General features: G+C 67.3%; 10 protein-coding genes and 1 other RNA gene. 5 read left to right on the top strand and 6 right to left on the bottom strand.

The genetic code is table 11. The features are described from left to right. Positions 1–10: 10 nt before the first annotated feature. Entirely contained in the window at positions 11–760 is a 750-nt protein-coding gene (locus AC37TH_RS18770) for a GntR family transcriptional regulator (RefSeq protein ID WP_490765854.1), read from the bottom strand. 105 nt (positions 761–865) lie between these two features. After that, on the bottom strand, positions 866–2,560 hold the full coding sequence (locus AC37TH_RS18765; protein WP_490765853.1) for a SulP family inorganic anion transporter: 1,695 nt from the start codon (positions 2,558–2,560) through the stop codon (positions 866–868). Between the two features lie 249 nt (positions 2,561–2,809). Between AC37TH_RS18765 and AC37TH_RS18760 the strand changes: the two genes are divergently transcribed. From AC37TH_RS18760 to AC37TH_RS18745, 4 genes are all read left to right on the top strand, one after another. Then, positions 2,810–3,403, top strand: a complete 594-nt coding sequence (locus AC37TH_RS18760; RefSeq protein WP_490765852.1) for an RNA polymerase sigma factor — start codon at positions 2,810–2,812, stop codon at positions 3,401–3,403. Further along, complete coding sequence (locus tag AC37TH_RS18755; RefSeq protein ID WP_490765851.1) at positions 3,400–4,170, top strand: hypothetical protein; 771 nt, start codon at positions 3,400–3,402, stop codon at positions 4,168–4,170. The genes AC37TH_RS18760 and AC37TH_RS18755 overlap by 4 nt, the downstream gene beginning before the upstream one ends. A gap of 118 nt (positions 4,171–4,288) precedes the next feature. Further along, entirely contained in the window at positions 4,289–6,655 is a 2,367-nt protein-coding gene (locus AC37TH_RS18750) for an arylsulfatase (protein WP_490765850.1), read from the top strand. Between the two features lie 319 nt (positions 6,656–6,974). Beyond that, positions 6,975–9,866, top strand: a complete 2,892-nt coding sequence (locus AC37TH_RS18745) for an alkaline phosphatase family protein (RefSeq protein ID WP_490765849.1) — start codon at positions 6,975–6,977, stop codon at positions 9,864–9,866. 86 nt (positions 9,867–9,952) lie between these two features. Here AC37TH_RS18745 and AC37TH_RS18740 read toward each other — a convergent pair whose 3' ends face one another. Together AC37TH_RS18740 and ssrA are read right to left on the bottom strand one after the other, a co-directional pair. Beyond that, positions 9,953–11,338: a DUF1254 domain-containing protein gene (locus AC37TH_RS18740; protein WP_490765848.1), complete on the bottom strand. Its 1,386-nt coding sequence runs from the start codon at positions 11,336–11,338 to the stop codon at positions 9,953–9,955. 188 nt (positions 11,339–11,526) lie between these two features. Next, positions 11,527–11,922: a transfer-messenger RNA gene (ssrA, locus tag AC37TH_RS18735) on the bottom strand. Between the two features lie 128 nt (positions 11,923–12,050). Between ssrA and AC37TH_RS18730 the strand changes: the two genes are divergently transcribed. Beyond that, on the top strand, positions 12,051–12,719 hold the full coding sequence (locus AC37TH_RS18730; protein ID WP_490765847.1) for an SIMPL domain-containing protein: 669 nt from the start codon (positions 12,051–12,053) through the stop codon (positions 12,717–12,719). A 4-nt stretch (positions 12,720–12,723) separates the two neighbouring features. On the opposite strand, the gene AC37TH_RS18725 is transcribed toward AC37TH_RS18730, so the two are convergent. Beyond that, on the bottom strand, positions 12,724–13,464 hold the full coding sequence (locus AC37TH_RS18725; RefSeq protein ID WP_490765846.1) for a tyrosine-protein phosphatase: 741 nt from the start codon (positions 13,462–13,464) through the stop codon (positions 12,724–12,726). A gap of 57 nt (positions 13,465–13,521) precedes the next feature. Beyond that, complete coding sequence (gene smpB, locus AC37TH_RS18720; protein ID WP_490765845.1) at positions 13,522–13,998, bottom strand: SsrA-binding protein SmpB; 477 nt, start codon at positions 13,996–13,998, stop codon at positions 13,522–13,524. Positions 13,999–14,004: the final 6 nt, after the last annotated feature.

Here is a 14,004-nt window from a genome sequence, read left to right as displayed (position 1 = left end):
GTGCGACGCGTTACACGACGGCGCGCGTGCTCTCTCCGGCATTCACGTCGAACGCGATGGTCCCCGGCCGATACCGGTCGACCCCGAGCTCGACGACGCGCCCCTCCCTGGTCGCGGTCGTTCGCGTCACCTGCAACAACGGGCTTGACCTCCGCACCCCGAGCAGCGCCGCATCCTGACTGGACGCCGCGACGGCCTCGATCCGGTGGCTGCCGGAGGTCACCCGCACCCCCTCCAGCGCGAGCGCGGCCGTCGTCGACACCACGTCGTCCGGCATCCGGTCCACCAGGTCGGCCACCCACGGAGCCCAGACGGAACGCTCGACCATCACCACCAGGCCGTCCAGCGTCCGCACCCGCGTGTACGCCGCGACGGGCTCCCCCAGCCGAACCCCGAACCGTTGCGCCTCCGAAGCGTCCGCGGGCCTCCGCTCCCTGCCGGAGATCACGCCCCCGGCAACCCGGCCGCCGTGCTCCGCCCACTGCGCGAACGACAGCATCCTGTCGAACACCTGGGTGTGATGCCTGGCCTGCACGAGCCAGCCGTCCCTCGGCCGCGACAGCACGAGCGACTGCCGCGCGAGCTTCGCCATCGCCCCGCGCACCAGGCTGCGCGTCACCCGGTACTCCTCCGCCAGCGACGCCTCGCTCGGCAGCCGCGTCCCCGCCACGAACTCCCCGGTGTGGATGCGTCGCCGCAGGTCAGCGGCGACGTCCTGCGACCGGGTGGCCGGGCGGGCATCCTGCGTCTGCTGCGTCACCCGAGGAGGGTACGGCGGGCGGCTGTCCGGGAGGTGGCGCGGGGCTTAACGGGCGTCAGCGCACCCTGCAGGTTCAGCGTGCTCGTCGCGCACCGGACGATTCACTCACCCCGCCGCATCCCGATGCGCCTGCACCGCTGTCGCCACATTCCCGTGGATGTTCTCCGCCCCGATCCGTTCCAGCACCCCGTCCCGCGCCAGCGTCGCGCTCACCGACGGCTTCAGCCGGGCGAGCCGCAGCGTGACCCCCGCATCCTGGGTCAGCGTGACGATGTCGCCCAGCGCGTCTGTGCCCTGCGAGTCGATGAAGTTCACCCCGGCGCAGTCGAGGACCACCCCGGTCACGTCCGGTTCCTCGTGGACCAGCTCCCGGATGCGGTCCTGCAGCGCGTCCGAGGTGGCGAAGAACAGCCCGCCGTCCATCCGGAGCACCACGACGCCGGGCGTCTGTTCGCCGTCGGGATTCTCGTCCAGGTCGCGGAAGACGTCCGTCTTCGGCTTACGCGCGAGGATCGGCATGTGCGGGTGTGTGGCGACGCCGATCAGCCAGAGCAGCGACAGCCCGATGCCGATCATCACCCCGGCCAGAACACCGAACGCGAGGGTGCCGACGATCGCGGCGATCGCCACCCAGAAGTCGAACGGCTGCACGCGGGCGAGGCGGCGCATCTCCGGAATGTTGATCATGCCCATCACCACCGCCTCGATGATCAACGCGGCCAGGACCGGTTTGGGCAGCGCTGAGAACAGTGGCGCCAGGATGAGGAGCGTCAGCAGGACCATGACACCCGACGTGATCGAGGCGAGTCCGGTGCGGGCGCCGGAGCGGTCGTTGAGCGAGCTCGCGGACAGGCTGGTCGAGACCGGCATTCCCTGGAACAGCCCGGCGCCCGCGTTCGCCAGCCCTTGCGCGACCGACTCCTGGTCGATGTCGATCTGGTAGCGGTGCTTGGCCGCGAACGCCCGCGAGTCGCCGGCGGTCTGTGAAAAGCCGATGAGCACGAGGGCGACCGCGGCGACGGCCACGGTTCCCGCGTTGTCCCACATCAGGCCGAGGTTCGGGACTGCGAACGCGGGCAGCCCGCGCGGCACGTCGCCGACGAGGGCGACACCGTGGTCGCCGAGGTTGAAGAGCCAGGAGGCGAGCAGGCCGCCGACCACGAGGACGAGCGCGCCTGGCACCTTCGGCGCGATCCTCCGGAGCCCGAAGACGACGACAAGCCCGATCACGCCGACGAGCACGGTCGGGGTGTTCCAGTCACCGATGGTGCCGAACCACGACCACAGTTCCTGGAACGAGTTCGAGCCGGTCGTCTTGGTCCCGGTGAGCTTCGGGAGCTCCCCGATGACGACATCCACGGCGGCACCGAACAGGAACCCGGTCACCACCGCGCGCGACAGGAACTGGGCGATCCAGCCCATCTTGAGCACGGCGATCAACAGGAACAGCACCCCGGACGCCAGGGTGATGCCTGCCACGAACGACGCGATGTCCCCCTCGCCGGTGAGTCCGGTGGCGAGCACCGCGCTCGCGGCCACCGCCGCCAGACCAGAGCTCGGCCCCATCGAGATCTGGCGGCTGGTGCCGAAAATCCCGTACAGGATGGCAGCGGCAGCGGCGGCATACAGCCCGTTCTGGAGCGGGATCCCCGCGATCCCGGCGTAGCCGAGGTTCTTCGGGACGATCAGCGCCGCGACCGTCACCCCGGCGATCAGGTCGCCGCGCAGCCATCGCCGGTCGTAGTGGCGCAGCCAACCCACGATCGGGACGAGCCCGGCGAGTGTTCGCCGGGAACTCATGGCGTTCGGTGAGACGTCGACATCATGTCCAGCTTTCCGCGAGACGTCCAGCGGTACCGGTCGAGCATCTGGCGGTCAGGTCCTGATCACGGCGATGACACTCGTTGTCCCCATCTTGTGGGCAAAACGCCGGGACGGCAAGGAGGAACTTCGCGACCGATGTCCGCCCACGGGCGGCGCCATCACACGATGGCGACCTCGCACGCGTGCCCGATGGAACCTTTCCTGGGGCTCCGGACATGATGAGGTGTGACAACATTTTTCGAGGACGCCGAGCCGGAGTTGTGGTCTCGCGTCCGCACGGGGGATCCTGCAGCATTCGGCGAGCTCTTCGACGCGTTCCGAGATCGCGTCTTCTGGCACGCGCTTCGCCACACACACGTTGCCAGCGATGCGGAGGACGTCACAGCGCTGGTGTTCCTCGAGGCGTGGCGCAAACGTCCGCAGGTCAGGATCGTCGACGGGTCACCGCTTCCGTGGCTGCTCGTCACGACGAACTACGTCGCACGCAACCACGCACGATCACAGCGCCGCCATGTGAAGGCGATGGCTCGTGTCGCGCCGGAGCGCGAAGGTCCCGACTTCAGCGTCGAACTCAACGACTACCTCGACGACGAGCCGCGGCGCGCGGCCGTACGTCAAGCATTCACGCAACTCTCCGCCAAAGATCAGGACATCGTGTCTCTCTGCATCATCGAGGAACTGCCGCTCGCGCAGGCCGCGACCGTGCTCCGGATTCCCGTTGGCACCGTCAAATCCCGGCTCTCCAGAGCCAAACGCCGACTCCTTGAGTTGACGACCGAAATCACTGACGCCCCGTCTGTCGCCGGAGGTGCGAAATGACCGACAAGCCCCAATTCGACTCCCTGCGCAGCCGCAGCATCCGCTCGATGCTGGTCGGCGAAGCGGAGAACGACCGTTCGCCGAACGCCGGGATCTCCAAGCGGATCGCGCTGCTCGTCTCCCTGATCGTCGCCGCCATGCTGCTGTCCGGCGGTGGAGTCGCGCTCGCCCTCACCGGCAACATCCCGTTCCTTGCTGCTCCTGTCCCACCGACGACGAGCACACCGACTCCGGAACCGACTCAAACGCCGACACCGACACCGACACCGACACCGACTCCCACGGAAACGCAGGCGCCCGCCATCGACCTGTCCGCCCCGCAGACGTGGATCATCGGCGACGGCACCGTCGGCCCGCTTGCCCTCGGGCAGTCCCGTGCAGACGCCGCTGCTGTCATGACGGCGTTCACGAAGGAGCCGTACCAGTGCGACGTGGACCTCTACCACTCGGCATCGTCCCGGATGGAGGTCGTGCTCACTCCTGACGCGTCGGGGACGACCGTGGACCACATCCTCATCAACTCGAACAACGACACCCTTGCCCCATCGCCGAGGACGGCGGAGGGCATCGGCCTCTTCTCGACGGTCGACGAGATCCTGGCAGCGTACCCGGACATCCAGCGGCCGGACCCGCAGCTCTACCCGACGTACTCGCTGGCCGAGCCGGACGGCACCTGGATCGACTTCAGGGTCGGGACGGACTCGCAGACGGTGATCAGCATCGACGTGATGCGCGGCCCGTACCCGCCGTCGGAGTACTGCGGCTGATCGGGGAGCCACCGCCGGATGTCGCGAACGACCGCGGCCGCAAATACGGTACTTCCTGGCCGCGACGGGATGGGTTAGGTTCGCACCGACGGCACGGCTTACCGGCGAAGGGACCGAGATGAGCGGCGAGCAGGACGACGAACTCCAGCGATCGGCGCTCCCGATCCCCGACCTGCAATACACCGGGACGGTCACCTACGACGCCACCGATCCGGATACGCACTATCCGCCGATCCGGGAGCTTCGGCCGCCGAGCGGTGCCCCCAACGTCGTGATCATCCTCATCGACGATGCCGGATTCGGTTCCTCCAGTGCGTTCGGCGGCCCGATCGACACCCCGAACTTCGAACGGGTGGCCGCGCACGGTTTGAAGTACACGCGCTTCCACACCACCGCGCTGTGCTCGCCGACGCGAGCCGCCCTACTCTCCGGACGCAACCATCACACGGTGGGGATGGGGGCGATCACCGAGGTCGCCACCAGCGCTCCCGGCTACAACTCGCTGCGGCCGAACAGCTGCGCACCGCTGGCGGAGACGCTTCGCTTGAACGGCTACAGCACAGCCCAGTTCGGCAAGTGTCACGAAGTGCCGGTGTGGGAGGCGAGCCCGGTCGGGCCCTTCGATCACTGGCCGACACCCGGCGGAGGGTTCGAGCACTTCTACGGGTTCATCGGCGGCGAGACCAACCAGTGGTATCCCGCCCTGTACGAGGGCACCACTCCGGTCGAACCGTGGGGAACGCCCGAGCAGGGCTACCACTTCATGGCCGATATGACGGACAAGGCCGTGGCCTGGACCAAGCAACAGAAGTCGCTGGCGCCCGACAAGCCGTTCTTCGTCTACTACGCACCAGGCGCCACCCACGCCCCGCACCATGTGCCGCAGGAGTGGGCGGACAAATACAAGGGCGCTTTCGACCAGGGCTGGGACGCCCTTCGCGACGAAACCTTCCGTCGGCAGCTCGACCTCGGCGTCATCCCACCCAACGCGACACTGACGCCGCGAAACGAGGGCATCCCCTCCTGGGACGAGATGAGCGACGATCTCAAGCCCGTGCTCGCGCGGCAGATGGAGGTCTATGCCGGCTACATGGCGTACGCCGACCACTACGTCGGCGAGTACCTGGATGCACTGGACGAGCTGGGCGTGCTCGACGACACGCTGATCTACCTCATCATCGGCGACAACGGAGCGTCGGCCGAGGGCACCCTGAAGGGCACGACGAACGAGAGCTTCACGCTCAACGGCATGACGGCTCTCGAGACGGACGAGTTCCTGATCGAGCACAAAGACGACCTGGGCACGCCGGCGTCGTACAACCATTACGCAGTCGCGTGGGCTCACGCGATGGACACTCCGTACCAGTGGACGAAGCAGATCGCCTCGCACTGGGGCGGCACCCGCAACGGCACCATCGTCTCCTGGCCGAGCAGCATCCCGGCACGGGGCGAGATCCGCAACCAGTTCGCCCACGTGATCGATGTCGCGCCCTCCATCCTCGCGGCCGCCGGCATCCCCGAGCCGTCGACGGTCAACGGGGTGACGCAGCGTCCGTACGAGGGGCGGCCGATGAATCAGACCTTCACCGACCCAGACGCGCCCGAATACCACGAGACGCAGTACTTCGAGATGCTCGGCAACCGGGCGATCTTCCACAAAGGCTGGACCGCGGTCGCGCGCCACAAGTTCCCGTGGCTCAGTTCCGACCACGGGCTCGACGACGACATCTGGGAGCTCTACAACGTCGAGACGGACTGGACCCAGACCAAGGACCTCGCAGCGGAAGAACCACAGAAACTCGCCGAGTTGCAGCGGCTCTTCCTCATCCAGGCCGCGCGCTTCAACGTTCTGCCGATGGATGTGCGCAGCATCGAGCGATTCAACCCGGAGCTCGCAGGCCGCCCCACCCTCATCCGCGGCTCCAGCCAGACCTTCTACCCTGGCATGCGGCGCCTGACCGAGAACTCCGTCATCAGCATCAAGAACAAGTCATACAGCGTGACCGCCGAAGTGTCGGTTGCGGATGATGCCGCGAACGGTGTGATCATCGCTCAGGGAGGCGCCTTCGGCGGCTGGAGCGTTTACCTCAAAGCCGGCGCTCTCTGCTACGCGTACAACCTGCTCGGGCTCCGCGCGGAGATGGTGCGTGCCGAACATCCCCTCGCCGCCGGCGACCACACCATTCGCGTCGAGTTCGCCTACGACGGCGGTGGACTCGCGAAGGGCGGGGCCGTCACCCTCTTCGACGGCGAAACCCAGGTCGGCGCAGGGCGCATCACCGCCACCATGCCGATGACCATCTCGGTGGACGAGTCTGTCGACATCGGCGAAGACATCGCCTCACCCGTCTCCACCGATTACGCCGCCATCGGCAACGCCTTCACCGGCACGATCTCGTGGGTCCGTATCGACACCGGGGACGACACCCACGACCACCTCATCGACCAGAACCACCGCATGCAAGCGGCGATGACCCGGCAGTGATGGCGGGCTTGCGGCCGCGCAACCGCGGCGGCTTCCCGCACCGCTTCGCCTGAGACTTCTGACAGAAAGCAGCTCGGGTCCTGCGACGACGCTCGGCGTCGGTTCCGCGCGGTCGCTGGGTCGCGGACGTCGAGGTCGCGGCGTCGCGCCCTTACCGTAACCCGCCATTCATGAACCGTTTGGTTGACCCCCGCACGGGGGTCGCGCCAATGTCGTGGCTGTCGCCTCCTTCTGAGGCCCCTGAACGGTCGGGTCGTCCTCGCAGCGTGCCGCCTGTTCGCCTTCTCAGCACATCAGGATTCGGGAAAGGTTCTCTGAGATGCACGGCAACACCCCACGACGCAAACGGTCCGGCCCGCGTCGCTTCTCCTCCCTCACCACGGGACAACGCATCGTCGCGATCACCGCGACGACCTGCGTTCTGGCGCTCGTGGGCGGCGGCATCGCTGCCGCGTCCACGGTCGCCTTCGGCAACCGGCAGGTCGGTTCCGACTACCCCGACGGCACGCAGATAGCCTCCAACCAGGTGATCCAGCCCGTCGGCAAGCGCGTCATGACACCGTTCGGCAAGCTGATGGGCTCCACTGTCAGCCCGGACGGCCATTACCTCGTCGGCACGAGCACCGATCGCTCCGTCGACCTGCAGGTCTTCGACCTCACGACCAACACTCCGGTCGCAGCAGCGGGGACACTCTCCGCCACCGCGTTCGCGACGGCGGCCGGCAACGCGGGCTACGGCGCCATGAAGTACCTCCCGATCTCGGACGGAACCGTCGGCCAGGAGGGACCGGTCTTCTCTCCGGACGGCAAGTTCCTCTTCGAGCCTGTCGCGACGGGAATCGTGCGCTACCCGTTCAACCCCGACGGTTCGCTCGGCGCCGGAACCAAGCTCAGCATCCCGGCCTCGGCAGGCGGCCAGCAGGCGCTGACCGCCGGAATGGTCTTCTCCCCCGACGGCGCCACGCTCTACGCCGCCGTCAACGGCCAGAACACGGTTGTCGCCATCGATCCCGGCACTGGCACGATCACGCAGACGTTCGCGGTCGGGATCGCCCCTCGCCAGCTGAAGTTCGCCGGCGCCCACCTCTACGTGTCGAACGAGGGCGGCCGCCAGGCCGTCGCGGGCGACACGACGATGGGCTCGTACGGAACGCAGGTTCCGGCCGACACCAATCTGGGAACCAGCACGACCGGAACCGTGAGCGTCATCGACATTGCCCATCCGGCGGCTGCGATCTCCACCGTCCCCGTGCAACTGCACCCGACGGCGATGCACCTCGACGGCACGACGCTCTACGTGGCCAACACGAACAGCGACACCGTCTCGGTGATCGATACCCGCTCCAACGCGGTGGTGCAGACGTTCGCGACGCAGCCGTGGGCATCCTCGACGACGGGATACGAGCCGACGGCGATCACGATGCAGGGCGACCACCTCCTCGTCTCCCTCGGCCGCGCCAACGCCATCGCGGTGTACCGGGTCAACACCAAGGACCCGCGCGACCCGGCCAGCTACATCGGTCTGCTACCGACGGACTACTATCCCGAGAACGTCGCAACGGCGAACGGGAAGATCGTCGTGACGAACACCCGCGGCATCGATGCCCGCGGCCCTGCGCTGACCTTCACCAAGGGCCAGGGCACGACCCCGGCGACCGGGCACGGCACGCACTCCACCACGGCCTCCCTCACCACGTTCGCGCTGCCGAGCGACAAGCAGGTCCAGAAGTACACGGCCACCGTGTTCGCGCAGAACGGCTGGGACGGACGCTCCGTCAAGCCGGTGCAAGGCGACCAGGGCGAGCAGGGCGTCGGGCAGGCGGCGAGCGCCATCCCGAAGCGCGTCGGCGAACCGTCACCGATCAAGCACGTGTTCCTGCTGGTCAAGGAGAACCGCAGCTACGACCAGCTGTACGGGGACATGAAGCAGGGCAACGGCGACGCGACCCTGACCCAGTTCGGCGCGAAGGTCACGCCGAACCAGCATGCGCTCGCCACGCAGTTCGGGCTGTACGACAACACGTACGACATCGGAACGAACTCCGCTGAGGGACACAACTGGCTCATGCAGGGCGACAACCCTGCGTACACCGAGACCAGTGCAGGCGAGTACACCCGCTCGTACGACACCGAGGAAGATGTGCTCGGCCACCAGCGTTCCGGCTTCCTCTGGACCTCGGTCCAGGCCGCAGGCAAAACGGCGAAGAATTTCGGCGAGTTCGAGTACGGCGAGGGCAAGCCGGCCGGTGCGACGTGGCAGCAGTACTACTGCACCGCGAAGGGTGTGATGGCCGGCGGGAGTCCGTCGACCCTCTTCGACCCGTCGATCCAGCTCCACGCGAGTTCGGCGATCCCGTCCCTGAACGCGATCACCGACCCGAATGCCGCACCGTTCGACCTGGCGGTCCCGGACATCTACCGCTACGAGACCTGGAAGCAGGACTTCGAGAAGAACGGTCCGTCGAACCTCAACATGGTGTGGCTCTCGAGTGACCACACCGGCGGCACAGCCGACCCGGAGGCGCAGGTCGCCGACAACGACCTCGCTGTCGGCAAGATCGTGGACGAGATCTCGCACTCCCCGTACTGGAAGGACTCCGCCATCTTCGTCGCGGAGGACGACACCCAGGACGGAGCGGACCACGTCGACGGCCACCGCGCGCCCATCCAGGTGATCAGCCCGTACGCCGCCCACGGCAAGACCGTGAGCACGTACTACTCGCAGATCAACCTGGTGCGCACGATCGAGCAGATCCTCGGTGCGCAGCCGATGAACCAGAAGCTGGCCGCAGCGACGCCGATGACCGATGCCTTCACCAACAAGCCGAACCTCACACCGTACAGCGCCGTGCCCAACCAGGTGCCGTTGACGGAGGGCGTGGTCAGCGCTCCGGCGTGCGGCTACGACACGCTGGGTGCGACCGGCGACGCGGCGAAGGCCGTCGACGCCGCAGCCGCGAAAGCGGCGGAGGTCCCCGCAGCAGAGCGAGCGACCGCGGCGGACTGGCAGAAGTGGGCCGGCAAGCAGCACTTCACGGGCACAGCAGGCCACCCCGCCATCCCCGACTACGACAACCCCGACCTGATGAACAGGTGGACCTGGTACCAGACCCACCACTGGACGTCCCCGTACCCGGGAGACGCGAAGATCTACGGGCCGGACAACGTGCCGGGCATCGCACCAGGGTCGATCAGCCACAACGACGGCTGACCGCGCGCCGACCGAAGCGGGCGCGCTGACGCAGCGAGGCCCGGCGGGATGATCTCCCGTCGGGCCTCCGGCGCGTCGCTGTGAGGTCACTCCGCCACGAACTCGCCCGGCTTCCAGGATCCGTCGAACGCGGCCTCGGTCGGACCGTAGAGCCGCAGATAGGCGAACCAACCTCGTCCCGGGATCGTCTTGATCCAGCGATCGGCACCGTCGGCGGGCTCGTCGGGCCCGAAGCGCAACTCGATCGCGTCCGCCGACGCGCCCTGGGCGAGCTCGAAGAGCGATCGAAGGGCCGCCGCGTTCTGCTCGGTGCGGACCTGGCTGCGGGTGATGGCGTCGTAGACGGTGACCGACCAGAACAGCGCAGCGGGCGCAGGGAGCGGGATCGTCAGTGTGTATGAGTGGCCACCGTCGAGGTACGCCCCGTCGCTGTCGTGCGCGTCGAACCAGTACAGGGAACCGCCGCCTGCCGCCCGGCGGAACATCGCCGGCGACGTGGCGATCGCCTGATAGAACCAGGTCTCACGCGCATCCACGTCCACGCGTCCATCGATCACGAAGTCGGCGTTCTCCGGACGCAGGGTCACCCACTCCCAGTGACGGTCCGGCCACACTTCGCGGTCCGGGCGGCGATCGGCGAGCGATTGCACGCGCAGCTGCGCATCGGCCTCTGCGGCCGCCCGCTCGAGAAGGTCACGCATCCGCTGATCGGGGTCGAACGGTTTACCGCGCTCGATCCCGAGCACAGCGAGCTCCGACTCGTACGCGCGGTCGGCGTCGCGCGGCGGCTCGTCCTGCAGCGCGGCGTGCAGAGTCTCCCAGAATGCGATGCCGCCCTCGACCGGAACGGCCGACGTGTCCTGAGGCTCCCCGGACATATCGAGCCACGTGGGCTCCTCCCAGTCCGCGTTCTCCTCGAGCGGCCGCACGACGACCTTCTTCAGAAGCTCCACCGCGCCTGCGACATCGCCGTTGACCGGCACACCGCGGAGCCCGACCAGGATCTTGAACGACTGAGCGTGCGCGACGAGGTGGTCCTCGGGAACGGCACCATCGTAGCCCGGAGGAAGAATGACGTAGCGCCCGCCCTTCCCGCCATCACGCCCGGGGATCCCGACGTCGGTGATCCAGCTCTGGTCGTAGTTGAGAACCGCTCCGAAGATCACCCCCGGCGGCACGTCGACGACCATCGGACCCACATGCAGATCCAACAGCGGACCGGCGTACGGCGTATCCGAGTTGAGGGTGAACCCGGCCTGCTGAGGGCGAGTGTCCATATACCCGAAGACGCGATTGACCCGCACGCCCACCAGTTCCTGCCCGGCGAAGATGCGAGCACCGGCGACCAGCGGGAAGAAGTGTTTGTAGCAGACGACCCCGCGAACGAGGTCGGCGGCATCGTATGCGGCCTGCACGGTGGCCGGATCCGGGTACCCCCCGGGAAAGCGAGAGCTGGACTGCCGATCTGACATGAGACTCCTTCGCAACACCAGCCTCCCCGTCGCAGGCTGCCCTGCGCCGACACTACGGAGAACTCATCGCCCGGTCAATGGAACTGGCGGGGAAGGCTGAGTCAACGAAAATGGGGCCTCCCCGAAGAGGAAAGGCCCCAACGTCCGCGGAAATCCGCGAGACTCGAACAACGCGTGACAGCGACCGATGGTGGAGATGGGGGGAATTGAACCCCCGTCCACTGCTGTGGTCATATGCCTTCTACGGGTGTAGCCAGTGTTGACGTTCTACTCGGCTCCGGAATTTGCCACTGGCACCTAAACCGACGAGCCCAGCATCAGTGCATGTCCCTCCGCGCCCTGATACTCAGCGTGGAAGCAAGCTCTCTAAATGACGTCGAGATCCGGGTAGAAAGCGATCCCCGGTACGACGGTCTCATAAGTTGCTTTAGAAGAACTTACGCCGCGAGGGCGAAGTCTGCCTTGGCAGAGACAGTGCTCTTTGAATTGGCACTTATTGTTTGCATGCATCGTTTACGAGATAAGCATGCATCCTCGACCCGCTTCTCACACTCTCGCAGACAATGTCGAAACCGATCATCCCCATGCGCAGCCGGTGAGGCTGGGTCGCTGTCACGCGCTGTTGAGTTGTCCAGGTACTGATCTAACCGCTGAGCGGCGAGCTTCTTATCCTACAACATCCTGAGCCCTCGTTCTATGCCACGATCGAAGGATGGCCGACACGATCATCACCGTCCAGGGCGAGTACGAGTTGCACCAGCCCGCCGAACGAGGCACCGTCCGGCTCACCGTCGCCTACGACGGCGGCGACAGGGACGAGGTCCTCGCCCGCACGACGCAGCGGCACGTCGCGCTCACCAGTGAGCTGCGCGAGATCCACAACCCGCAGTCCGGGCCGGTCACCTGGTGGGCGTCCGATCAGCTGCGGGTGTGGGGCGAACGGCCGTGGAATCAGGACGGCAAGCAGCTGCCGATCGTCTACCACGCCCAGGTCGGCATCGAAGCAAAGTTCAGCGACCTCGGCGCCCTCTCCGACTGGGTGGGCGTCGTGTCCCTGCTCGACGGCGTCACCGTCTCCGGCGTCACCTGGGCGCTCACCGAGGCCCGCAAGCAGAGCCTGGTCCAGGAGGCGCGGCGCCGTGCGGTCGAGAACGCCGTCGCCAAGGCGACCGTGTACGCGACCAGCCTCGGGCTCGGCTCCGTCAAACCGCTGGCGCTCAGCGACCCGGGAATGCTCGGCGACCACTCCGCGTCCTCGCAGACACCGCAGCCGATGTTCGCCCGCGCGGCGTCCGCCGACCTGGGCGGTGCCACCCTGGCGCTCAAGCCGGAGGACATCACGATCGCTGTGCAGGTGCACGCGCGCTTCGCCGCCTCCTGAGCCGTCAGCCCGCGTCGACCAGCACCGAGCGCAGCTTGGCGAGCTCCAGGTCGTCGAGTCCCGCATCCCGGAGGTACTGGTGCACCCCGCCGCGCTCCCTGTCGATCAGGTCGAGCGCCGATTCGAGCGCCTCCGGCGGGCTGCCGCCCAGGATGATGCGCAGGTCGGGAGTGACCTCGACCCCGTGGCTCTGCATCAGCGCGAGCATCCCGTCGAGCCAGGCACCGGCGAGGTTCGCCTGGGTGCGCGCGTAGTCGGCCACGACCGTCGCGCGATCGACGCCGACGGCGAGGAGCGCCAGCGCGATGACGACGCCGGTGCGGTCTTTGCCCGCCGTGCAGTGCACGACCACGCCCTCGTCTCCGGTATCGGCGATCTCGCGGAGCGCCGTGATCACCACATCCGTGTGCTGCAGCACGATCTTGGCGTACAGGTCGGCGAGGGTCGCGCCGATCGTCGACTGGGACGCCCCGGACCCCTCGAACACCGGGAGGTGCAGCACCTCCACATCGAGACCATCCAGATCGTCCGGCATCACGTTCGTCTCGAACTCGTCGCGCAGGTCGATCACCACGCGCACCCCCAGGTCGCGCAGGCCGTCTTTGCCCGCGTCGCCGAGCGAGTGCAGCCCGTCCGAGCGGAACAACTTGCCGAAGCGGACCGTGCCGCCGTCGGCCTGATAGCCGCCCACATCGCGGAAGTTGTACGTGCCGTTGATCGGGATGAGCGGTGCGATGGTCGTCATGCGCTCTAGTCTGTCAGCGACCGCCGACGCGGCATACTCCCCGCCACGACGACGGGGCTACTCCCCCAGGTGCTTCCTGCTCGACATGGCCCTGTCTGCCTCGCGCTTGTCCTGCCGCTCGCGCAGCGCCTGGCGCTTGTCGTACTCGCGCTTGCCCTTCGCGACCGCGAGCTCGACCTTGGCGCGCCCGTCGCTGAAGTAGATCTGCAGCGGGACGATCGTGTATCCGCCCTCTTTGACCTTGTTGTGGATCTTGAGGATCTGCGCCTTGTGCAGCAGCAGCTTGCGCTTGCGCCGCGGCGCGTGGTTGTTCCAGGTGCCGTCCGCGTACTCCGGGATGTGCACGGCGTCGAGCCACGCCTCTCCACCATCGACGAACGCATACCCGTCGACGAGGGACGCGCGACCGGCCCGCAGCGACTTCACCTCGGTCCCCGTCAAGACCAGTCCGGCCTCGTAGGTGTCTTCGATGGTGTAGTCGTGGCGGGCTTTGCGATTGGTGGCCACCACCTTCTGGCCACGTTCCCTGGGCACAGCGCA

The organism is Leifsonia sp. McL0627, assembly GCF_058244615.1.
This window is presented reverse-complemented; position numbering and strand designations above follow the sequence as displayed.